This window comes from Paenibacillus sp. FSL K6-1122, assembly GCF_037977015.1.
In the GTDB taxonomy this organism is placed as follows: Bacteria; Bacillota; Bacilli; order Paenibacillales; family Paenibacillaceae; genus Paenibacillus; species Paenibacillus amylolyticus.
The window spans coordinates 6,366,612-6,389,661 of record NZ_CP150272.1 but is presented as its reverse complement, the minus strand read 5'-3'; the positions used below and the strand labels follow the sequence as shown (position 1 = coordinate 6,389,661).

17 protein-coding genes are annotated in these 23,050 nt (G+C 47.3%); 13 read left to right on the top strand and 4 right to left on the bottom strand.

All coding sequences use genetic code 11. The annotated features are described in order from the left end of the window. The first annotated feature begins 171 nt into the window (after window positions 1-171). From ftsE to NSQ20_RS28535, 5 genes are all read left to right on the top strand, one after another. A complete protein-coding gene (gene ftsE / locus NSQ20_RS28555) occupies window positions 172-858 on the top strand; it encodes a cell division ATP-binding protein FtsE (RefSeq protein ID WP_024631580.1) in 687 nt (228 codons plus the stop codon). Further along, on the top strand, window positions 848-1,765 hold the full coding sequence (gene ftsX, locus NSQ20_RS28550) for a permease-like cell division protein FtsX (RefSeq protein WP_047840643.1): 918 nt from the start codon (window positions 848-850) through the stop codon (window positions 1,763-1,765). The genes ftsE and ftsX overlap by 11 nt, the downstream gene beginning before the upstream one ends. A gap of 187 nt (window positions 1,766-1,952) precedes the next feature. Then, a complete protein-coding gene (locus tag NSQ20_RS28545; protein WP_036612408.1) occupies window positions 1,953-3,233 on the top strand; it encodes a M23 family metallopeptidase in 1,281 nt (426 codons plus the stop codon). A gap of 135 nt (window positions 3,234-3,368) precedes the next feature. Continuing rightward, the gene (locus NSQ20_RS28540; RefSeq protein WP_237177463.1) at window positions 3,369-4,841 is read left to right on the top strand and encodes a S41 family peptidase; all 1,473 of its coding nucleotides are present in this window, start codon (window positions 3,369-3,371) and stop codon (window positions 4,839-4,841) included. A 64-nt stretch (window positions 4,842-4,905) separates the two neighbouring features. Continuing rightward, a complete protein-coding gene (locus tag NSQ20_RS28535) occupies window positions 4,906-6,234 on the top strand; it encodes a PDZ domain-containing protein (RefSeq protein ID WP_076319184.1) in 1,329 nt (442 codons plus the stop codon). A gap of 94 nt (window positions 6,235-6,328) precedes the next feature. Here NSQ20_RS28535 and NSQ20_RS28530 read toward each other — a convergent pair whose 3' ends face one another. Together NSQ20_RS28530 and NSQ20_RS28525 are read right to left on the bottom strand one after the other, a co-directional pair. Beyond that, window positions 6,329-7,018, bottom strand: coding sequence for a response regulator transcription factor (locus NSQ20_RS28530; RefSeq protein WP_076319183.1), 690 nt, complete (start codon window positions 7,016-7,018; stop codon window positions 6,329-6,331). A gap of 21 nt (window positions 7,019-7,039) precedes the next feature. Continuing rightward, window positions 7,040-8,251: a sensor histidine kinase gene (locus NSQ20_RS28525; RefSeq protein WP_340031266.1), complete on the bottom strand. Its 1,212-nt coding sequence runs from the start codon at window positions 8,249-8,251 to the stop codon at window positions 7,040-7,042. A 211-nt stretch (window positions 8,252-8,462) separates the two neighbouring features. Here NSQ20_RS28525 and NSQ20_RS28520 point away from each other — a divergent pair, with 211 nt between their 5' ends. Genes NSQ20_RS28520 through NSQ20_RS28510 form a run of 3 tightly spaced genes read left to right on the top strand, consistent with a single transcriptional unit; the run spans window position 8,463 to window position 11,778 of the window. Then, window positions 8,463-9,398 (top strand): ABC transporter ATP-binding protein, encoded by a 936-nt coding sequence (locus tag NSQ20_RS28520; RefSeq protein ID WP_076319181.1) that lies wholly within the window; start codon window positions 8,463-8,465, stop codon window positions 9,396-9,398. 12 nt (window positions 9,399-9,410) lie between these two features. Continuing rightward, the gene (locus NSQ20_RS28515; protein WP_338707144.1) at window positions 9,411-10,607 is read left to right on the top strand and encodes an ABC transporter permease; all 1,197 of its coding nucleotides are present in this window, start codon (window positions 9,411-9,413) and stop codon (window positions 10,605-10,607) included. After that, on the top strand, window positions 10,600-11,778 hold the full coding sequence (locus tag NSQ20_RS28510; RefSeq protein ID WP_340031265.1) for an ABC transporter permease: 1,179 nt from the start codon (window positions 10,600-10,602) through the stop codon (window positions 11,776-11,778). The genes NSQ20_RS28515 and NSQ20_RS28510 overlap by 8 nt, the downstream gene beginning before the upstream one ends. A gap of 100 nt (window positions 11,779-11,878) precedes the next feature. Here NSQ20_RS28510 and NSQ20_RS28505 read toward each other — a convergent pair whose 3' ends face one another. Both NSQ20_RS28505 and NSQ20_RS28500 read right to left on the bottom strand, forming a co-directional pair. Then, entirely contained in the window at window positions 11,879-12,721 is an 843-nt protein-coding gene (locus tag NSQ20_RS28505; protein WP_338707142.1) for a flagellar motor protein MotB, read from the bottom strand. Beyond that, the gene (locus NSQ20_RS28500) at window positions 12,705-13,502 is read right to left on the bottom strand and encodes a flagellar motor protein (protein ID WP_036612388.1); all 798 of its coding nucleotides are present in this window, start codon (window positions 13,500-13,502) and stop codon (window positions 12,705-12,707) included. The genes NSQ20_RS28505 and NSQ20_RS28500 overlap by 17 nt, the downstream gene beginning before the upstream one ends. Before the next feature lie 169 nt (window positions 13,503-13,671). On the opposite strand from NSQ20_RS28500, the gene uvrB reads away from it, so the two are divergent. The 5 genes from uvrB (at window position 13,672) to NSQ20_RS28475 (ending at window position 22,966) form a co-directional block, all read left to right on the top strand. Beyond that, window positions 13,672-15,663, top strand: coding sequence for an excinuclease ABC subunit UvrB (uvrB, locus tag NSQ20_RS28495; RefSeq protein WP_338707140.1), 1,992 nt, complete (start codon window positions 13,672-13,674; stop codon window positions 15,661-15,663). 507 nt (window positions 15,664-16,170) lie between these two features. Further along, the gene (uvrA, locus tag NSQ20_RS28490) at window positions 16,171-19,029 is read left to right on the top strand and encodes an excinuclease ABC subunit UvrA (RefSeq protein WP_282320133.1); all 2,859 of its coding nucleotides are present in this window, start codon (window positions 16,171-16,173) and stop codon (window positions 19,027-19,029) included. Window positions 19,030-19,366: 337 nt separating this feature from the next. Continuing rightward, entirely contained in the window at window positions 19,367-19,579 is a 213-nt protein-coding gene (locus tag NSQ20_RS28485; protein WP_017692026.1) for a hypothetical protein, read from the top strand. 278 nt (window positions 19,580-19,857) lie between these two features. Next, window positions 19,858-21,027 (top strand): trypsin-like peptidase domain-containing protein, encoded by a 1,170-nt coding sequence (locus NSQ20_RS28480; RefSeq protein ID WP_340031264.1) that lies wholly within the window; start codon window positions 19,858-19,860, stop codon window positions 21,025-21,027. Between the two features lie 43 nt (window positions 21,028-21,070). After that, on the top strand, window positions 21,071-22,966 hold the full coding sequence (locus NSQ20_RS28475) for a stalk domain-containing protein (protein ID WP_340031263.1): 1,896 nt from the start codon (window positions 21,071-21,073) through the stop codon (window positions 22,964-22,966). Window positions 22,967-23,050 lie beyond the last annotated feature (84 nt).

Sequence of the window (23,050 nt, the reverse complement as noted above, 5' to 3'; positions counted from 1 at the left end):
GTACTCAATAGGTAACAAATTTGTTACAATAAACTTCATATGAATCCATGCTTCACCATTGAAACAGGAACGAAGTGGATTTTTCCCTGATGAAATTCAGGTCTTTTTAAAGGAAATGCCGGGATTGTGTCGAAATGATAATGGCTAACTATGCGAGCAGGAAGTGATGATGTGATAGAAATGCAGGACGTGTGGAAGACCTACGCCAATGGGACCCACGCATTACAAGGGGTGTCGGTGAAGATCGACCGCAATGAATTTGTCTATATCGTCGGTCCGTCCGGCGCAGGTAAATCGACATTTATGAAATTGATGTACAGAGAAGAAGTTCCGACCAAAGGACAAATATCCATTAACGGATTTAATATTGGTAAGTTAAAGCCAAGAAAGATTCCTTATGTGCGTCGTAACATCGGCGTTGTGTTCCAGGATTTTCGTCTGCTGCCACGGATGACAGCATTTGAGAATGTGGCATTTGCCATGGAAGTTATTGAAGCACCGAAGCGTCATATCAAAAAACGAGTGATGGAAGTGCTCGACTTGGTGGGACTGCGGAGTAAGGCAAATCGCGAACCTTCACAGCTCTCGGGTGGAGAACAGCAGCGTATTGCCATTGCACGGGCTATCGTCAATAACCCATCGGTTATTATCGCGGATGAACCTACAGGTAACCTCGATCCGGAGACGTCGTGGGGCATTATGCAACTATTGGATGAGATTAATTTCCGGGGAACAACCATTGTTATGGCAACCCACAACAAAGATATCGTGAATACGATGCGTAAGCGGGTAATTGCGATTGAACGTGGACAGATTGTACGGGATCAGATGAGAGGGGAATACGGTTATGAATTTTAGTACTCTCTTGCGCCATCTGCGGGAGGGATTCAAAAACGTATTCCGCAACGGCTGGATGTCTGTGGCCTCCATCATGTCCATCATTGTGTCGCTATTGATTCTTGGTGTGTTTATGTTGCTGGTGCTCAATGTGAACTCCATGGCGAATCAGGTTGATAGCCAGGTGGAGATCAGCACGTTCCTCGAACTGAATGTGGACGAGAACCTGCGTAACACACTGGAGAAAGAAATCAGCGCGATGCCTGAAGTAAGTGAGATTCGTTTTGTTTCCAAGGAAGAAGGACTCAAGGAGTTCCGTGAGCGTCTTGGAGAGAGTGCAGATAACGTGCTTAGCGGTTTCGATGTGGACAACAACCCACTGCCGGAGACCATTGAAGTTGAGGTCATTGAACCGGAAACCGTCACTTTTGTGGCGCAAAAAATCGAAGCTTTGAACGAAAAACACCCGGAGAAGCCGATCATGAAAGTGAACTACGGCAAGGAAACGGTGGAAGTGTTGTTCAAATTTACGAAGCTTGTTCGTAACATCGGATTTATTTTTGTCGGGGGACTGGGTCTCATGTCCATGTTCCTGATCTCGAATACGATTCGCGTAACGATTCTGGCACGTCGCCGGGAGATCGGAATTATGAAGCTGGTTGGTGCAACCAATACCTTTATTCGCTGGCCTTTCTTTATTGAAGGTGCACTCATTGGATTTATTGGCTCTGTCATTACGGTTGGTGTGCTGTTTGTTGGGTACAGCCAGTTGATGAAGACGATTGGTCAGGATGTTTTCATGCAGATGCTTAACTTGATCCCGCTCGGCGAAATCTGGGGGCTGTTTGGAACACTGTTGATCGGACTTGGTGTGCTGGTAGGTATTTTGGGAAGTACACTGTCCATTCGGAAATCACTCAACGTTTAATTTTGTTTTCAACGATCGAATTGCAGAATATGTCGAAAAGAATGGTAAAGCAGGTTCATTAATGGACGCTGTTTGACGATATGTAGGAAAGACGGAGTCTTTTAAGATTGAAGAAAGCAAAGAACATGCTGTTCACCACCTGTGCAGGTTGCTTTCTTGTGAAATCATAGGATGGGGGATCATCATTTTGAAAAAAACCGCTTCGCTGCTGGCCTTTACGTTATTGGCCAGTTTGACGCTTCAACCTTCTGACGGATATGCCAAGAGTAGCATCAGCGATATTGACCAACAGATTCAGCAACTGGAGAGCAAGGCCGCTTCTGCCAAGCAGGAGCAAAAAAAAGCGGCTTCCAACAAAAAGGAAGCACAGCATTACAAGAACAAAACCAACGCTTATCTGAAGGTTGTCATGGAACAGATCAATGTCGTTAGTGATGAACTGGCGAGTGTATCCTTGCAGATCGAGAACACGGAGGAAGATCTCCGTACAACAAAAAAAGATCTGCAAGCGGCAGAAGAACGCATTGTTGCAAGGGAAAAATTGTTGGAGTCACGCGTACGCCTGATGTATACGGACGGTGCTGTATCCTATCTGGATGTATTGTTGTCCTCTACTAGCTTCACTGACTTCCTGACCCGTGCGGATTCACTCAAAACGATTGTGGATCAGGATCAGCATCTGCTGGATGAGCACAAAGCGGACAAGCAACTGGTTGTGGACAAAAAGGCAGAACTGGATGTGCAATATGCGGAAGCCAAGAGTCTGTATGCACAGAAGAAACAGCGCAAGTCCCAATTGAATGAAAAAGAAGCGGAAAAGCAAGTGCTTCTCGCTTCATATGATGCTAAAATTGAAGAGTCAGAAGAGCTGACACAAGAGCAGGAAGATGTATTAATGCAGATTGCCAGCAAACGTTCGGCACTTCTTCAAGAGAAAAATAAATTGCGTGAACAGCAGGCAGCAGCCGCAGCCAAAGCAAAAGCCGCAGCAGCGGCTCGGGCGAAAGCTGCAGCCAAGGCGCCTACTAGAGTGAGTTCGGATAGTAGCAGTGAGGTCACGTATTCATCCGGTAATGGTATCTTCTCAAGACCGGTATCTGGAGGACGTATTTCTTCTGGATTCGGCCCCCGTACCCATCCAATTACGGGCGTAGTGGGTAAAATGCATGCCGGTGTCGATTTTGCTGTTCCTCAGGGAACTTCGGTTCACGCTGCTTCTGGCGGAATCGTGATCATGGCTGAATGGTATAGCGGTTATGGTTATACGGTTATTGTGGACCACGGCGGTGGACTATGGACGTTATATGGTCACTTGCGCGAAGGTGGATTCAAAGTCAGCAAGGGAGACACAGTAAGCAAAGGGGATACCATCGCTGAGTCAGGAAATACAGGGAACTCTACTGGACCTCACTTGCACTTTGAAGTGAGAGACAACGGTACCGCTGTAAATCCGATGAACTATTTGTAATTATTGCTCCATCGTTCGAATGGAAAAAACATATTCCGTACAAGCTAGACATATAATAAGCTGGCATGTTCAGGGAATGGATTCTGGCAACAATGGAATCGGACACGCTTCAAAACTAAAGGCGGTGACAAACGGATGATGAAGAAAAGATCGGCGCTACTGCTTGTCATTGTGGGTCTCCTGGGCGGTAGTTTGCTAACCCTGGTACTAATGACTTACCCGGGAATAGCAAACCAAACCACAGCGGGCGAAGGTTTGCTGGCTAGTGTAACCGGCAATACACAGCAGAAGAACGATTTGAAAAAGATTGAAACTGCGATGGATTTGATCTCAAGCAACTATTATAAAGACGTGGATCAGACCAAATTGATTGACGGTGCGATCAACGGCATGATGGAATCGCTTGGTGATCCGTACTCCAACTATATGGGGCAGGAAACGGCTGCTCAGTTTGAAGAGTCGATCGAAGGTTCATTTACCGGTATCGGCGCAGAGGTATCCTCACAGGATGGAAACGTTGTTGTTGTTTCCCCAATCAAAGGATCTCCTGCCGAGAAAGCGGGTATTCGTGCAAAAGACATGATTATGTCGGTCAACGGCGAATCCTTGCAAGGTTTGGAACTGAACAAGGCTGTTAACAAAATCAGAGGTCCCAAGGGCAGTGAAGCGAAGGTACAGGTCAAACGTGCTGGATCTTCCGAGCTGATTGAATTTGTGATTGTACGTGATGATATTGATCTGGAGACCGTATATGCTCACATGGAGGATGGCGGAATTGGCGTTATTGCCATTACTCAATTCTCTTTGAATACAGGCGATCGCTTTAAGGAAGAGTTGGCGAAGCTTGAGAAGCAGAACATGAAAGGTCTGGTCATCGACGTACGGAATGACCCAGGCGGTGTATTGCAAGTTGTTATTGATATTGCTGAACAGTTTGTTCCTAAAGGCAAGGTTATTGTGCAGGTTGAAGACAAGAACGGCAAAAAGGAACAAAGCAAGTCCAATGGATCAGCCAAAGCTTATCCAGTCACAGTCCTGATGAACAAAGGTAGCGCGAGTGCCTCGGAGATTTTGGCCGGTGCATTACAACAGTCAGCAGGTGCTAAGTTGATCGGTGAAAACTCCTTTGGTAAAGGAACCGTCCAGACGAGTTATGACAAGCAGATGGGTGATGGCAGCTTGCTGAAGATCACCATTGCCAAGTGGCTCACTCCGAACGGAGACTGGATTCATGAAAAAGGAATCAAACCGGATATTGCGGTAGACCAGCCGGATTATTTCTCGGTGGCACCGATTAACAAAGAGAAGTTACCACTGAAATATGACAGCAATAGCTCGGATGTGAAAAGTGCGCAGACGATGCTGAGAGGACTCGATTTCAAACCGGATCGTGTGGATGGATACTACGACCAGAAGACGGAAGAAGCGGTCAAGGCATTCCAGAAGCAAAAAGGCATTCAGGCTACAGGCCAGATTGACGAGAAAACCGCTGAATCACTGGAAGCGGCTCTGATTGAACGTATTGCTAATCCTCAATATGATGCACAGCTGAAACGCGCGATCGAAAATGTCTCGAAGGATATTTCGTCCGCTGTGTCGAAGCCATAAAGAAGGCTGATTTTCAGCCTTCTTTTTTTCTGAACCGGCTGAAAGAGAGGGGTGACCGACCACAATGGAATGGGTATGGCCGTGGTTAACTACATTAGGGGAAGCTTTGTTGCAGTTGTTTATTCAGCCGTTTTATTATATTGCGGTGATCCTGATTGCGCTGATCTATCATCGTCAATTACTGCAGGAGCGTAAATTGTTCCATGTTCGTTTGCAAAGCTCGATAACACAGACGATTCGGGCGGTGCTCGGAGGCATACTCATTGGTACCATCGTCTCGATTGTGTCCCTATTCCTCGGTGCACATCTTACACTGGGAAGCCTGATATGCATATGGGCTGCAACATTAATTCTATCCTTATTCCGTATCCGGTATCTGTGCTTTGCTTATGCGGCCGGGTTACTGGGTGTGTTGCAATTTGGTTTGAATCTGGCTTCAGGTTGGCAACCATCGGGTTGGATGGGCACTATCACGGAAACGCTACGTACCCTGGATATGCCTGCACTGCTTGTCCTGGCTGCCCTTCTACATATGGGTGAAGCCTTGTTGGTACGCATGCAGGGGGTATCGATGGCATCACCACTTCTCTTCGAGGGAAAACGCGGGAAACTGGTTGGGGGATATCAACTGCAGCAGTTCTGGGCCATTCCTCTACTGATTCTTGTTCCAGTCACAGGAGGTGGCGCGGAGCTGGCATGGAATCCACTGATGAATGCAGGTCATAGTTACATGCTGGTTGCGTTGCCGATTATGCTCGGATTTGGTGAGATAACGCAGAGTATGCTTCCGGGACAAAAGGTACAGATCTCATCCAAGCGGTTGATGATATACGGGGCAACTTTGCTTGTGTTCAGTTTGCTTGCTGCATGGTGGTCTCCACTCATGGTGGTTGCTGCGCTGATTGCATTTATTGGACATGAATTTCTGGTATGGTACAGCGCGTTTGAAGAGCAAAACCGCAGTCCGGTATTTGTCCATCCGCAGCATGGGTTGAAGGTATTGGCTGTTATTCCGGAGAGTCCTGCTGCAGATTTGGGGATTGAAGCAGGTGAGACATTGTACAAGGTGAATGGTAAGTTGGTTCATTCACCGGAAGAGTTACATCGTGCCCTGCGGATGAACCCGGCTTTTTGCAAACTAGAGGTTCGCAATCACCAGGGTGAAAGCAAGTTCATGCAACGAGCGATCTATGAAGGGGAGCATCATCAGCTTGGGGTCATTATGGCACCGGACAATCACGAGGTTTGGGCGATTCGGTTACGTCCACTGACGTTGTTCCATATCATCAACCTCAAATTGTTTGCCCGTCTGAAAAAACCACAAAGGGACGAAGCTCTCTTGGCGTTACCGCCAGCCCCTGTGGGCAGTGATAAAGGGTCCATAGAGATGTAACAACTAAGCATACGTGATGAAGTATGTTGCATAAATCAAGCAATGAAAAAGGTATTTCCGAGCGCCGTCACAGGCAAGGGAAATACCTTTTTTGTTACTGTTTTAACATAAAGATGGCGATTTGGGTCCGATCACGCAAGCTCAACTTACCGAGAATATCCGTGACATAGTTTTTGACGGTGCCTTCACTGAGGAACAGTTTGGCGGCAATTTCCTTATTGGACAACCCCTCCGATATGGCCTCGGCAACCGCCAGCTCCATACGAGTCAGTCCATAGGCTTCGATTGGGTTCTGTGTCAGGGGAATCGCAGCAGGACGAAGAAGGCCTGCCAATTTGCGGGCTATATCCGGATGGATTAACATATCGCCGTTATGTACGGTCTTGATGCCTTGAATTATCCGTTCGGGGGGGACGTTTTTGAGCAAATAACCGCTTGCTCCATTCTGTAATGCTTGAATAATATACTCATCGTCGTCAAAAGTAGTTAGCATGAGCACCTGGATTTCAGGAAAACGTGACTTGATGCGTTTGGTACCTTCAACTCCGTCACATTCCGGCATCCGAATATCCATTAAAACCACGTCCGCAGACGTCCCTGATTCAAGCAATTCCAACGCTTCCTGCCCATTTGAGGCCGTGCCTGTAACGAAAATGCCAGAGTCCAGTCCAAGCAACACTTTCAGGCTCTCACGAATGAAGTAATCATCGTCTGCGAGAATCAGCCGAATAAGTGGGAGCTGGCCTGAATCATTCTTGTTGTTCACATCATTACGTTCGGACATGAGAATATTCACTTCCTTTTTTCAGAGTATATCCATCTGGTTCGTTATTGGAATGCGTGTAATCACTGTATACGGATAAGCCGATTGAATCTCCAGGACTCCTCCCACCATTTGTGTGCGCAGAAGCATCCCTTCCTGTCCTATGCCGTTTCGCTTGGAAGAATGAGGATTGATTTTGCCATCATTACTTACACTCATACGGACTTCCTGATCCCCAAATACCAGCTCTACTGTGATTGAAGAAGCATTTCCGTGTCGCAGGGCATTGGTCAAGGCTTCTTTGGCATTTTTGAACAAAACAATTTGTATGCTGGGATACAGCACATGGGATGGGCCATGAACTTCATAATTTGTCTTCACGCCGGTATCTCTGCCCACTTCCTCTAGGAGACGATCCAGGGCGTAGGCTTCGGATGCATAGGAATTAGGTTGCAGTTTGTGTAGTGTGCTGCGCATATCATCCATACTATCGGCCAATTGATCGCGAATCTGTCTCACCATTTCCGTTCCTTGTTCCATATTCAGGGGAAGGGTCAGCAGGGCGGCTTCCGACATCATTTTGGTGCGGATCAGTCGATGCCCGATATCATCATGAAGCTGTCTGGAGATACGGGTACGTTCCTCTGCCTGAGCCACTCCTTCAAGTTGCTTTGTAAATAACAGCAGCTGCGCACGAGTTTCTTGTAGCTCGTAATGTTTGCTGCGAAGTTCGTCATAGACTTGTTCCAGTTGTCCGCGGCTGCTCGCCGTTCTTGATCCCTGCCAGGACAGAGCCGCTGTGATGAGCAGAAGCAGGTTGCCAAGAACCATCGCAGTTGTCTCTGGGGAGAGTAATGTAGTGGCGGTTGTATTTAGTGTGGTTAACCCTGGCTGCGGTGCCTGTGGGTCAAAATAATGCCAATGCAAAGCGAGATTGTTAGCGACAAGCTGAATTGCAAACATCAACCATCTGCGACTTCCCTCTAGTCTGTATATATACACGTAGAGCACGGATAGAGAGAGGAAAAACATAAATGGTCCATACGAAGCAATCAGCCAGCAGTTCCAGAGTATTTCGGCCAGAAGCAACAGCCATTGCTGTGTACTTGAACGGTTAAAATCTTTCCACACGGAGAGTCCAAGCGCAATGATGATATACAGGGTGTAGACGGCTTCGTTTTCCAAGGGCAGCATCAATAGGTACAGTACTGCTGGAACGATAATTAATCCGTATTGCAGAAACCGCATCGGCATATGGTTGTGACATCCTTTATATAAAAAGTGGAGTAGAAAATCTCTTGGTAATGCGCCCTTGATTATACCATAAGCAACATTCGAATCAGGAGATGACTTAAGTCACCTTCGATTCATGACTTTTTGTACCTTCGCTACAGATTGCGATCCGTTACAATAAAATTATGAAATCCAGCGGCGAAGGCCGAAACGGAAAAGGGGCGTAAAAGGGATGGGCATACTTGAAGTAGATCATGTAGTAAAACGATACGGCAGCAAGCTGTCCGTGGATCATTTGAACCTTAGTGTTGGCAAAGGCGAGATTTTTGGATTGCTTGGTCCCAATGGAGCAGGAAAAAGTACCACCATTAGCATGATTGCAGGGCTCCTTAATATGGATCAGGGTGAGATCAGATTAGATGGGATCTCGGTCAAGGAGCGACCGCTTGAAGTAAAGCGCAAGATCGGACTCGTTCCGCAGGATCTGGCTTTATACGAAACCATGTCTGCTGCGGAGAATGTGACCTTTTTTGCCAGACTGTATGGACTGCGTGGAAAATTGCTTAAGGAAAGAGTGCAGGAGTCCCTTGAATTTGTAGGGTTGCAGGATAAAGCAAAAGATGCCCCCTCGACTTTCTCTGGCGGTATGAAACGCAGGTTAAACATCGCATGTGCGATTACACATCGCCCGGATCTCATTATTATGGATGAACCTACAGTTGGGATTGATCCGCAATCTCGGAATCATATTCTTGAATCGGTACGGACACTCAACAAGATGGGTTCAACGATCATATATACAAGTCATTACATGGAGGAAGTGGCGGCGATTAGTCACCGGGTTGCGATTATGGATCAGGGACGAATCATTGCCTATGGGACTGAAGCAGAGCTGAGAGAACGGGTAGCATCGGAGGAAAAAGTAGTGCTTTCCACTTCCGGTATCGGTCCCGACGTCGTGGAAGAACTGAAACTTCACCCCCGCGTACGGATGGTAGACGTTTCAGAGAATACACTGACCATTACGCTGCCTTCGGCACAGCAGGATCTGCAGGATCTGCTCTTCATTTGCAGCAAACATGAAGTAGCCATTCAGTCGCTCAAGGTCGAAGAGCCAGATCTGGAAACATTGTTCCTCAATCTGACCGGGCGTACGCTTCGGGACTAGGGGGAACAATAGATGAATATATGGCATATTTGCATCTTTGAATTAAGGCGTATTCTTAAGATTCGATCTGTGGTGTTAAACCTGTTTATTTTGCCGTTGTTACTGATTTTTATATTGGGCACGGCACTTTCCAGTACGATGGGTACGGCGGATGATGTTATTCCAGATACTGTACGTGTGGGAATCATCCATTTGAGTACTGAATCTGGTGGAGGATCAAGTACGGTTAATCAAGCACTGGATTCATTCGTTGAATCCCCGGAAGTGGCTGAGATGGTCAAGGTGCAGAACTTTACAACTGAAGAAGAGGCCGTTCATTCGCTGCGTACCGACAAGCTGGACTTTGCTGTAATGATTCCTTCGGATTTTGAGCAAAACGTGATGATGGGGAAAGAGGCCAGGTTACAGTGGATACGAGGAAAGGACAACACACTTAATACCTTGGGTGAAACTTTGTTCACACGTTTTACGGATGAATGGAATCGACAGATGGCGATTACCAAAGTGCTCGGTCCGGAAGTAATTGCTGCCATGTCCTCTGCTTCGGAGTCTGGTACGGCGAATTCAACCTCCATTGCTGTCACTAATCCCGGTAAGACAGGTACGGCGTATAGTGCCTCCCAATACTATGCAGCTTCCATGCTGGCAATGTTCATGTTGTACTCAGGCATGACAACCAGTACCAGCCTTTTTGGAGAGCGTGATAACAAAACGTTAATTCGCCTTCAGGCTGCGCCTATAGGTAATGGAGTTATTTTCGCTGGCAAAATTGCAGGTAATAGTCTGCTCGCTTTCTTACAAGCAACAACGATCATCCTTATGACATATTGGCTCTACGGTGTGGATTGGGGAACCCATCCTTGGTATATTGTGCTGACTTGTGTATGCATCACACTGGCATCCATGACTCTTGGCGTAATCGTGGCATTGGTATGCAAAAGCACAGCATCGGCCAGTGCAACCTTACAAGGTATCATCGTTGCCATGACATTCATCAGCGGTGGGTTCATGCCCATTCCGATTGATTTTGTACAACGGCTTAGCCAATTTACGGTTAACCACTGGGCGCTCCAAAGTTTTCTGAGAATGATGCTGGATGCACCTGTAGCTGAGATCCTGTATAACATTCTAATGTTAGGCGTAGTATGCGCTGTATTACTGCTCATCTCAGGATTGATCTATAGAAAGGCAGGATACCGATATGAATAGTCTACACATCGCCTGGTTGATGATTAGACGTACACTTGGCCGTAAAATGGGCTTCATTACGTTTCTGCTTCTGCCTTGCCTGGTGGTTACAGGAGCGGTTGCTCTTTTTGGAAGCGAGCAGATTGCACGTACTGTTATTCCCTATGTGAATGAGGATGGAGGGGTGGCGGGGACATGGATGATTCATGAACTTGCTGACAAGGAGGAGTATCTGCTCAAACCGATGACAAACGAAGCAGAAGTGAAGGAAGCCATCGCTCAGCAAAAAGGAAGTTCTGGCATCATCATTCCGGCACATTATACGGAGGATCTGTTACAAGGAAAGCCAACCGAAATTCAATTGGTGGAACTGCGTATGAGTGAAAGTTCCTATACCCTACGAGCAGCAGTTGAAGGTTTGACGAGCGGATTGTTACAATCTGCTTCAGCTGTTAAGGTGGCAACAGGTCCTGTCTCAAGTGAGACAGATATACTATCGAGTACACAGAAGCCATTTGAACGGCTTTTACAGGAGATAGGAAAACATCAAGTCGCTGGTGAAGTCACCGATCTGCAGATCTATCCCAAGCCAGGCCTGAACAATGTGACTGGATTTACAATCATGTTTATGATGGGGCTGTTGACCAGTGCAGTGGCTGTGATAATGGAAGATCGCAGGAAACGTACGATGGCCAGAGTATATACGGCACCCGTCCGTGCATATGAGATTGCGCTTGGTAACTTCCTCGGTAGCTTTGTCATTGGCATGATTCAGATTGTTCTCGTTTTGGGAGTCAGCAGGTGGCTACTGCATTATGATGCCGGTATTCCTTTTGGCATTCATTTCATCATCTTGGCCGCATTCATGCTGGTTTCCATGGGGATCGCGAGTACCGTGGCAGGTTTAATCCGTAATCCCAAAAATGCCAACATGCTGAATTCACTTGTCATTATGCCAACCTGCATGATAGGTGGTTGTTTCTGGCCGATCTCGTTGATGCCGGATTATATGCAAAAGCTCGCCAACTTTGTTCCACAGAAATGGGCCATTCAGGCAGTGGAGACGATCTCTGCTGGCGGTACATTGTCGGATATCACATTGCCACTATTGATTTTGTTTGGCATGGCTACCATTTTACTGACTGTTGGCTCTGCGATTCTACGCCCTAGCCAGCCAGGAGTAGAGGCATAAGGTAATACGACATAAAAGAAAGCACGCTCTGCTGAATTGAATTCAGTTAGAGCGTGCTTTCTTTGCATAAGGAATGATGCATTATGTGAGATATTGATGATTAAGGTTGGAGTTGACGCAGGACCGTTATTTCAACCCGACGGTTCTTTTGTCTTCCGGCCGCTGTGGTGTTGTCACCCGTTGGGCGAGTATCCGCATATCCGGCATACTGGAATCCGTCCGGGTTAAGTTTCTCTGTATCCAGAAAAAATCGTAATACAGACAGTGCACGTTCCCCGGAAAGCTGCCAGTTATCGGTATAGGCGGAGTTTGCTCCCACAGGAACATTATCGGTGTGACCCTCAATGCTGACAACGGTGTTCAGATCACGGAACAGGCTGGCAAGTTTACTTAGCGTTGGTGCTGCACCGTCCTTTAGAGCGGCCTGTCCCTGATCAAACAGGAAGCGGTCACTAAGTGTAATGGATAGGCCCTGTGGCTTGTCCGCAACAAAAATCTGATTTTCCAGTTTATTATCCTCGATATATTGGGTAATCACATTGAACAGATTTTGCAATTCCTGCTCCTGTGATCTGAACTGTTCTTCCCGTTCTGTGAGGGGCTTGTTGTCATTATCTGGTGTTGCAGTCCCGGAATCGGAAGGGTTTCCTTCACCATCTGAAGGATCTTCACCCTGCACCTCGGATGGTGGAGTCTCTGTAATCGTTTGACCGGGTTTCTCACCGAGTCCCTCACCAAGCTCAAGGATTGAGTCGGACGCATTAAATGTATTTTGTAACGATTGAGTAACGACGTCATATTTACCGGAATCCAGATTGCTCATGGCATACATGATGACAAAAAAGATCAAAAGCAGAGTTATGAGATCGGCATAAGTAATCATCCAGCGATCCCGATGATCGATAGTTTCACGTTTTCCGCGCCGTTTACTGCGCCGACTCATCCAATCCCTCCTTTGCTAGGGGGCGTATATGCTGACGATGCGTAAGGGTGAAGGACTCCAGTCTTTTGCGTACAAGCTGAGGATTCTCACCGTTCTGAATGGCAAGTACACCTTCGAGAAGCATTTCCATGGTCTGTACTTCATCGGCACCTCTGGATTTGATCTTAGAGGCAATGGGCAAAAAGATAAGATTGGCACTGGCGACCCCATACAGGGTTGCGGTAAAGGCAACAGCAATGGCAGGTCCGAGTCCGGTTGGATCGGTCAAACTGCCAAGTACCTGAATAAGTCCCATCACGGTTCCGATGATCCCCATGGTTGGAGCGTACCCACCAGCGGATTCAAATATTTTGGCGTAACCCTCATGTTTTTGTTCAATGGAATCAATCTCCATCTCCAGGATCTGGCGAACCACATCCTGATCGGTACCATCAACAACCATCTGGATACCGTCTTGCAAAAATGGATGCGGATGATCCATAACCTTGCGTTCCAATGCAAGTACACCTGAGCGGCGTGCGATTGAAGACATCTCCACCAGTTCTTCAACCCACAAGCCTGAATCATTATTGTTACGTCCAAAAGCCATACGCAGGGCAGCTGGAATCGTACGAAGGCGATGCGCCGGGAAACTGGCAACCACAGCAGCAATCGTTCCACCGAATACAATTAAAGCAGCCGTTTTTTGCAGGAGACCAGACAATTGGCCGCCTTCCCACAAAAAACCGCTAATGACTGCGGCAATTCCGGCAATAATACCGATAAGTGTCGCAATATCCATAAATTAACCCACTCCTATCTTCATTTCACGTTTGCATCACTAAAACGAACGAGGTATAATTAAACGGGAACAAATATTCCTATTACTATAAGTTTTCCCATATGAAAATTCGGGGAACTTCGACAATATATAGTGACTATTATTTTAGACGATAGGGTGAGATACGGCAATGAGCGATATTATAATGAGCGACAAAACGTTCGAAATCGAGTCAGAGTTTTCTCCCCAAGGTGATCAGCCTGCAGCCATTATAGAATTGGTGAAGGGTGTTCAGGAGGGGAAGAGATACCAGACACTGCTGGGTGCAACGGGTACGGGTAAGACGTTTACGATAGCCCAGACGATAGCCCAACTGCAACGTCCGACGCTGATTATTGCACACAATAAAACGTTGGCAGCGCAGCTTGCAAGTGAGTTCAAAGATTTTTTTCCTAATAACATGGTTGAGTATTTCGTCAGTTATTACGATTATTTTCAGCCAGAAGCATATATCCCGTCCTCCGATACGTATATCGAGAAGGATTCAAGTATTAATGAAGAGATCGACAAACTGCGGCACGCAGCGACAAGTTCGTTGTTTGAGCGCAGGGACGTCATCATTGTAGCGAGTGTTTCCTGCATTTATGGTTTGGGTTCACCGCACTCGTATTCAAGCATGTTGCTGTCACTTCGGGTAGGCATGGAGAAACCGCGCAATCAGATTTTGTCTCGTCTGGTAGAGATCCAGTATCAGCGGAACGATATTAACTTTGTGCGGGGTACGTTCCGTGTTCGTGGGGATGTTGTTGAGATTTTCCCTGCCTCGAAGGGTGAACATGCAATTCGGGTTGAATTGTTTGGTGATGAGATCGAGAAAATTACGGAGATTGATGTGTTAACCGGAGAACTGATTGGTGAACGTGAACATATTGCCATCTTCCCGGCGTCTCACTTCGTAACGCAAGAAGAGACGATGAAGGTTGCGCTGGTGAACATTGAGCGTGAACTCGAGGAGCGTCTTGAGGTGTTGCGTGAACAGGGGAAACTGCTGGAGGCTCAGCGACTGGAGCAGCGCACACGGTACGATATCGAGATGATGAAGGAAGTTGGATTCTGTTCGGGGATTGAGAACTATTCCGGTCCGCTGACTTTCCGCGAACGTGGCGATACCCCATACACACTGATGGATTACTTCCCGGATGACATGTTGATCGTGGTTGATGAGTCTCACGTGACTCTGCCACAGATCCGTGCGATGTATAATGGTGACCAAGCGCGGAAGACGGTATTGGTTGAGCACGGTTTCCGTCTGCCATCAGCGCTGGATAATCGTCCACTCAAATTCGAAGAATTCGAAGGCAAGATGGATCAGATCATCTATGTATCGGCTACACCAGGCCCGTATGAGATCGAGCATACCGATACGATGGTGCAACAGATTATCCGTCCAACCGGTCTGCTTGATCCAATTATCGAACTGCGTCCAACAAAGGGACAGATCGATGACTTGATCGGTGAGATTAACGACCGGATTGCAAAAGACGAGCGTGTGTTGATTACAACATTAACGAAGAAGATGTCCGAGGACCTGACGGATTATCTGAAGGAAGTTGGCATCAAGGTTCGTTATCTGCACTCTGAGATCAAGACGTTGGAACGGATGGCGATTTTACGTGATTTAAGGTTGGGCGTGTTCCATGTCCTGATCGGAATCAACTTGCTCCGGGAAGGTCTCGATCTGCCGGAAGTATCCCTCGTCGCTATATTGGATGCCGATAAGGAAGGATTCCTGCGTTCCGAACGCTCACTGATCCAAACGATTGGTCGTGCGGCACGGAACAGCGAGGGTCGCGTTATTCTATACGGTGACAAAGTGACGGATTCGATGGATAAAGCAATAAAGGAAACAGAGCGTCGTCGTGCAATCCAGATCGAGTACAACGAGAAACATGGGATTACACCACAGACGATTCGTAAAAAAGTGCGTGATGTAATAGAGGCAACCAAAGTTGCCGAATCCAAGAAAGACTATCTCACAGGCGCAGCCGAGAAGATGTCGAAGAAAGATCGCCAGGCACTTATTCAGCGCCTAGAGGTAGAGATGAAAGACGCAGCCAAAAACCTGCAGTTTGAGCGTGCTGCCGAGCTTCGCGATGCGTTGCTGGAACTTCGCGCTGAATAAGATACTGCTCATTCATATGCTCCAGTTAAGATGGATCTGTAACAAGAGAACGGCCAATTGGCCGTTCTCTTGTTGAGTAAGGAAATCGTTGATATCTACCGATAATAAGAGATGTTGAAATCTTGAAATCAAGTCTATACTGATAGAAATGTTGAAATTGGTTAAAAGGTTTATAGGAAAGCAATTGGGAGTCGAGAGTGCCCCAGTGTTGACCTCGGAGCCGAGCCGAAGGCAATGGCGACCTGACGCGACCAGGGCGAAGCCGAGAGCGCACCCTCGCAGTAGAGCGGCCGTATAAGGTTCCGGCAATGAGCCGGAACCTTATACGGAGCCGCGGGCACACGACAACCCTTCACATAGCAAGACCCGACCCCTCACGGTTGCACCGCTTGTTTCGGGTGTCCAGAGGGCTGCGCCCTCTGGGGCCCTCCCTTGGAAGGGAGGGTTTGGGAGGGATCGAAAAGCCTTTAAAGGTTTGGATTAGTAAATTTGAGAGGATGAATACTATTGGCGAGCGATAACATTGTCATTAAAGGCGCACGAGCGCATAACCTGAAAAATATCGACATTACCATCCCACGTGACCGCTTTGTTGTATTGACCGGCCTGAGTGGCTCAGGCAAGTCCTCGCTGGCTTTTGACACAATCTATGCCGAAGGACAGCGGCGTTATGTAGAATCATTGTCAGCTTACGCACGGCAGTTTCTGGGACAGATGGAGAAACCGGATGTGGATTCCATCGAAGGATTATCTCCTGCCATTTCAATAGATCAGAAAACAACAAGCCGTAACCCGCGTTCCACAGTAGGAACCGTGACCGAAATTTATGATTACCTGCGTCTATTATTTGCACGTGTGGGTCATCCGCATTGCCCAGACCACGGCGTAGAGATCAGTTCCCAAACCGTAGAACAAATGGTTGACCGCATTATGCAATACCCGGAGCGTACCCGGCTACAAATATTGGCACCCATTATCTCTGGTCGTAAGGGTGAGCACAAAAGTGTATTTGCCGATGTGTCCAAGCAGGGCTTTGTCCGTGTACGGGTGAACGGGGAACTGCGTGACCTCTCAGAAGATATTCAATTGGAGAAAAATAAAAAGCATACGATTGAAGTGGTCGTTGACCGGATCGTTGTTAAGGATGATGTACAGGCGCGTCTGGCGGACTCCATTGAAACGGCACTTAATTTGTCCGGAGGACAACTCCTGGTAGACATTATGGGTGAAGAAGAACTGCGCTTCAGTTCCAACTTTGCCTGCCCGGTGTGCGGATTCAGTATTGAAGAGCTGGCACCGCGGATGTTCTCATTTAACAGCCCTTTCGGGGCTTGCCCGGATTGTGATGGGTTAGGTGTCAAAATGATCGTTGACCCTGATCTGCTCGTACCGGATCGGACTAAGACCATCGAAGATGGAGCTTTTGATGCTTGGACAGGTGGCACATCCACCTATTATCCGCAGTTCCTGAAGTCAGTATGTGAGCACTTCAACATTCCGCAAAATGTACCTGTCGAAGATCTGCCGGCTGAGCAGATGAACAAGTTGTTACAGGGAACAGGTACGGAGAAAATCCGTTTCCGCTATGAGAATGATTTTGGACAACGGAAGGAAGCACTGGTTACCTTCGAAGGTATCGTGAATAACCTGGAGCGTCGTTACCGGGATACAGCATCTGAAGGTATCCGTGAGTTTATTGAGGGTTACATGAGTGCGAAGCCTTGTGGTACATGTAAAGGTCAGCGTCTGAAACGGGAAAGTCTCGCAGTTACGATTAATGATCACAACATGGCCTATGTGACTAGTTTGTCCATTGGTGAAGCTGGCCGATTCTTCGATTCATTGGAATTGAGTGAGAAAGAGCAGACGATTGCCAAGCTTATTCTGAAAGAAATCAACAGTCGTCTCGGCTTCCTGGTGAATGTTGGTCTGGATTATCTTACACTGAGTCGTGCTGCCGGAACATTGTCTGGTGGGGAAGCTCAGCGGATCAGACTGGCTACACAGATTGGTTCCAGCCTGATGGGTGTGCTGTATATTCTCGATGAGCCGAGTATTGGCTTGCATCAACGGGATAATGACCGTCTGATCTCAACACTTGCGCACATGCGAGACATTGGTAACACGCTGATCGTGGTTGAACATGATGAAGATACGATGATGGCTGCCGATTATATTATTGATATTGGCCCAGGTGCAGGTATCCACGGAGGTACCATCATGTCACAGGGTACACCGGAGGAGATCATGAACGATGAGAACTCCTTAACCGGTCAATATCTGAGTGGACGCAAGTTCATTCCGATTCGTACAGAACGTAGAAGTGTAGGAGACCGTTGGTTGGAAGTACGTGGAGCCAAAGAAAATAACCTGAAGAATCTGAATGTGAAGATTCCTGTAGGTGTATTTACTGCGGTAACGGGTGTGTCTGGCTCAGGTAAATCCACATTGATCAATGAGATCCTCTACAAAACGTTGGCACGTGATCTGAACCGTGCTCGGGTGCGCCCGGGTCAGCATAAAGAGATTCGTGGTCTGGAACATATCGATAAAGTTATCGATATTGACCAGTCGCCAATCGGGCGGACACCACGTTCCAACCCGGCTACGTATACAGGTGTCTTTGATGATATCCGGGATCTGTTTGCTCAGACGAACGAAGCCAAGGTACGTGGATACAAGAAAGGCCGGTTCAGTTTTAATATCAAAGGTGGACGTTGTGAAGCCTGCCGTGGAGACGGTATTATCAAAATCGAGATGCACTTCTTGCCGGACGTTTATGTCCCTTGTGAAGTCTGCAAAGGCAAACGATACAACCGGGAAACACTTGAAGTGAAATATAAAAACAGAAATATTTCCGATGTGCTGGAAATGACGGTTGAAGATGCAACCCAATTCTTCGAGAACATTCCGAAGATCCATCGTAAAATGCAGACACTGATGGATGTGGGATTGGGTTATATCAACCTGGGACAACCTGCAACCACATTGTCTGGTGGTGAAGCCCAGCGTGTGAAGCTTGCTTCCGAGCTGTATCGCCGCAGTACAGGGAAAACCATCTACATCCTCGATGAACCGACTACCGGTTTGCATGTCGATGATATCGACCGTTTGCTGAACGTATTACACCGGCTGGTTGATTCTGGGGAATCGGTGCTAGTGATCGAGCATAACCTCGATGTGATCAAAACGGCAGACTATGTTGTTGATCTGGGTCCAGAAGGCGGTAGCGGTGGAGGTACCATTGTTGCAACCGGAACACCTGAGGATATCGTTAAAGTGGAAGCTTCTTATACCGGCAAGTACTTGAAGCCGGTTCTGGAGCGGGATACCGAGCGGAGCAAGGCACTGCAGTTGGTGGACTAAGGTCCTCTAACCAGTAGTTATATCAATATGAAGTGGCAGTATTGGCCCTTCTTCTCGAAAAGGTAAAGACGTTGGATTACGATCTAATGTGCTCTGCTTCTGAGAAGAAGGGCTTTCATTATGAATTATGCAAGGTGTTTCCTTCGGACTAAGGTTATTTCGTGAAAGTGTTTACATATGCATTGCGACGAGCGTTACAGGAATATTCGGCCAAATTGTCTTTTTTTCATTTTTATGGATGATAGGGCTTGCATTACAAGCGGGGTACAGATAACATAGAGGAAGATATTAGGGTATGCGTTAGCTGTTCAACTATGGTAAGGAGGTCTGTCTATCCATGCTGTTTGCAGAAGCTGCCACGGCGAGTACATCGAATTTTAATGCATTTGATATTTTTGTCATCTTATTTACGATCCTGATTTTCATCGGAGTTGTTCGGCTTCTTCGGGCACCGAAGAAAAATCTGTTTGCGATCGGATTTGCAGTAGTCAGCCTACTGGTATTTCTGATGACAGACTATGCGATGATAACGGGTTGGTTTGCTCAGTAGGAATGCTGCTGAAGTGAATGGAATTTAAGCCAAAAGAGATATGGAGGAACACTTTCCATGGGAGACATGGAGGGTGTTTTTTTTCGTTTATATGGAGCGATTGAACAAGATTCTATCTTCTCTACTAAAATAGGACTTAAAACAATTGTATATCCAGAATCTGTATGATACATTGAGGGATACCGGAATTGCAGATGAGAGAAAAAGAGAATAGATTCAGCGATGAATCCGATGTCGAGTCGCGCAAGAAGGATGTATAGAGAGGGTCAGGTGAGAATATGAGCGTGTTGGGTAAAAAGGGGATAGCCATACTGATGGCTGCTGTACTCTCGATTAGTGTGGCGGCAACGGCCGGTGCAGCTGAATCCAAAGCGGCAATGCAAGCGAAGGTGGTAGACGGTCAAGTCTATGTGAACACCAAGGATCTGCTCAAGGCAGTTGGTGGAAGTGGACAATATGATGCCAAATCGGGAACGTACACGTACAAGGGAAGTGAAGCCATTCCCAAAGTGATCGAAAAGGTATCTCCTTCCGTCGTAGGCATTATTGGGAAATCTACCGAAGCGCAGGACGGTGCAACATCAGACGACCGTTATAATCTTGCACATGGTACAGGTGTCATTATCCGGTCGAACGGATGGATTGTAACGAATGCTCACGTGGTCGACGGATTAACGAACCCCGTGGTCGTAACGACGGATGGCAATACATACAAAATTACGAAAACATACAGTGATGCACTAAGTGATCTGGCGCTAATCAAAATCAATGCCAAATCACTCAAACCGGCGAGCTTCGCCAAAGCTTCACAAACCACTGTTGGAGAAACGGTGATTGCCTTGGGTACGCCGATTTCCTTTTCTTTGCGCAACTCGGCAACGGTAGGGGTAATTAGCGGCTTGAATCGTGGTGTTGAGGCGACCTACCGGTTGATTCAGACCGACACGGCGATTAACCCAGGAAATAGCGGAGGACCGCTGGTCAACCTGAAGGGTGAAGTGGTTGGTATCAATTCCATGAAATTTTCTGCGGTCGGCGTAGAGAGTTTGGGGTTTTCGATTCCAGTGGATACCGTTCAATATATCATCGATCAGTTTTTTAAATATGGCAAAATAAAACGTGCAAGTCTGGGACTACAGTTGGAAGAAAGCTGGTCTGCGATTGTGGGCCTGCCTACAGATGATCCCTTAACGATTACGGGCGTACTGTCTCCTGAAGCCAAGAAAGCCAAAATCAAAGAGGGTGATGTCCTTTATAGTGTCGCGGGCACACGTGTCTCTTCAGTAGTGGATATCAATGAGTTGCTCAAAAAGTATCTGCCTGGACAAAAGGTAAAGCTGTTGATGCAAACGGATGGCGATATCGTCACCCGCACGTTGGTGCTTGCTGATCGCGCAGACATCGTAGACGAGGAAGATGAAGCGTTCCTTGCAGATGAAGAACAATAAAGCCCGGCGATCAGCCCGGATGGAGAGAGGACGAAAGAACGGAATGAAAAAGTCATGGATACGTGTGCTAAGCACAGGTGTATTAACCGGGATGCTGACCATTGGTGCGGCATTGCCTATATGGGCATCTGATCTGACGACAAGTGAACTACGAGTCAAAGCAGGTAGCACGAGCGCCTACATTAACGGCGATAAGCAGGCCATAGCTAAACCTTACAAGTTCAAGGGTGTTACGATGGTGCCTGTTGGTGTGTTCAAGAAAGCATTTGGCAGTGAAATCCGGCTGGAGAAAAATGATGTTGTTAAAATCAAGGAAGGTCCTCACACGGTCACCCTAACGATTGGCAGTTCAATTGCCTGGGTGGATGGTGTAAAACATGAGATGGGTGTCGCTCCCAAGATGGTGAATGGTGTACTTATGGTTCCACTTCGTCCGGTTGCTGCCGGTATCGGAGCGACGTTAGCTCCAACCAGCTCCGGAGAAATGGTCATTCGTCTGTTGCAAACCGATGATTCGGTGGATGATGAGGATGGTATTCATCCGGATGAAGGCAAAACCAGAATCGGCAACAGTTTTTACGGTTGGTCCATTAACTACCCGGCAGACCTTATGGTTTTCCAGACCGGTGAGCAGGAGCGCATGATAACTTTCGGCGCTGCGGACAACAGTTATTATCTTGAAGTGTATGTCAGCGATCAGGATGTGGCTCTGGATGCGGATGATTTGTTGCAGCAACTCGTCCAGGAGGCCAAACAATCGGGAGATACGGTGCTGGATCGTCAAGCGGTGTCGAAAGGCAAAACACCTTATGCACGGATTATCGTGAAAGATGTAGACGGCATGTTATGGGAGATGCGTCAGTATCTGAGTGAAGGTCGTCAATATGATGTGTACCTCGCGGATTACGAAGCCCTGAATTATAAAGATCTGGGCAAACGTGCAGCGCTACTCAATTCATTCCAGCCAACCTATGCAGAGTCGGATCGAACGATTAAGGATCTATCCACCGTAGATAATGGCATGCGCTCCGCGTGGAACGATGACTATGGTATTGAATTGAAGATTCCAGCCGGCTGGTCGATGGATAACAATCAGATGATCTATGAAGCCAAGGATGGTGCATATCTGCAATGGCGTGTCACATCGGCGAAGACAGGTACAACGGTAAAAGACTGGAGTGGCCAACTGGATAAGTGGATGCGCGAGACATTTACACCAGAGAGTTACGAGCCAATCGGCTCATATACGATGGATATCTCGGGAGAGACTGCCGAGGTGAATGAATTCCGTTATAACTTTGGCGGGGGCTGGCAGACCGAGTTTGATGTTCTTTTGCAGAAGAATGGGTATCGATATTATGCAGAGTATACGTTCCCTGAGGAGCAGGTTGCAGATCGGGCATGGTTTGAACGGATCATGAAGAGTGTGGAGATTGATTTTGATACGGTTGCCGATAATTTCGGTCAGCTGGATGAAGATCCTTATTTGACAGACAAAACGAAGACACTTACACGTACGTCCAAACGTTATAAATACAGTGTGGATATTCCGCGTTACTGGACACCTTACAGTGATCGATTCGAATATTCACCTGTGGTGTACACCTTTACGGGCGGAGAATTCTCCATTGCGGCGAGTGAAGACAAGTCAATCGAGATGACGGTCAGCCAATTGAGAGAAGCTTATGCCGAAGCCACCAAAACGCGGAAAAACTTCCAGCTGCTACGCAGTGAGGAGCTGACGTTTGCGGGTGTGCCTGCATTTTCCTTTACGTATCATGAACTGGACAAAGGCGTGCCATATGCGGGTCGGCAGATCGTGTTTGAAAAGGATGGAACAACCTATACGATCACAAGTGGTCTGAACGATGCCAACAAGACAGAAGTTCAGGCGGCCGCCTTGGAAAAAGCAGTGAACTCATTTACTTTTATTAAATAAATGTAGTGGAGCCGGAGGGTCAAAAGACCTTTCGGCTTATTTGTTTTCTGTATAAGATAAATTAAATATTTACACTGGGACGAA

Coding starts and splice junctions, on each gene's coding strand:
- NSQ20_RS28535 (WP_076319184.1), top strand. CDS start 4,906: ATGGAATGGGTATGGCCGTGGTTAACTACATTAGGGGAAGCTTTGTTG.
- NSQ20_RS28515 (WP_338707144.1), top strand. CDS start 9,411: ATGAATATATGGCATATTTGCATCTTTGAATTAAGGCGTATTCTTAAG.
- NSQ20_RS28475 (WP_340031263.1), top strand. CDS start 21,071: ATGAAAAAGTCATGGATACGTGTGCTAAGCACAGGTGTATTAACCGGG.
- NSQ20_RS28530 (WP_076319183.1), bottom strand. CDS start 7,018: ATGTCCGAACGTAATGATGTGAACAACAAGAATGATTCAGGCCAGCTC.
- NSQ20_RS28480 (WP_340031264.1), top strand. CDS start 19,858: ATGAGCGTGTTGGGTAAAAAGGGGATAGCCATACTGATGGCTGCTGTA.
- NSQ20_RS28505 (WP_338707142.1), bottom strand. CDS start 12,721: ATGAGTCGGCGCAGTAAACGGCGCGGAAAACGTGAAACTATCGATCAT.
- ftsX (WP_047840643.1), top strand. CDS start 848: ATGAATTTTAGTACTCTCTTGCGCCATCTGCGGGAGGGATTCAAAAAC.
- NSQ20_RS28510 (WP_340031265.1), top strand. CDS start 10,600: ATGAATAGTCTACACATCGCCTGGTTGATGATTAGACGTACACTTGGC.
- NSQ20_RS28485 (WP_017692026.1), top strand. CDS start 19,367: ATGCTGTTTGCAGAAGCTGCCACGGCGAGTACATCGAATTTTAATGCA.
- NSQ20_RS28525 (WP_340031266.1), bottom strand. CDS start 8,251: ATGCCGATGCGGTTTCTGCAATACGGATTAATTATCGTTCCAGCAGTA.
- NSQ20_RS28520 (WP_076319181.1), top strand. CDS start 8,463: ATGGGCATACTTGAAGTAGATCATGTAGTAAAACGATACGGCAGCAAG.
- NSQ20_RS28540 (WP_237177463.1), top strand. CDS start 3,369: ATGATGAAGAAAAGATCGGCGCTACTGCTTGTCATTGTGGGTCTCCTG.
- NSQ20_RS28500 (WP_036612388.1), bottom strand. CDS start 13,502: ATGGATATTGCGACACTTATCGGTATTATTGCCGGAATTGCCGCAGTC.
- uvrB (WP_338707140.1), top strand. CDS start 13,672: ATGAGCGATATTATAATGAGCGACAAAACGTTCGAAATCGAGTCAGAG.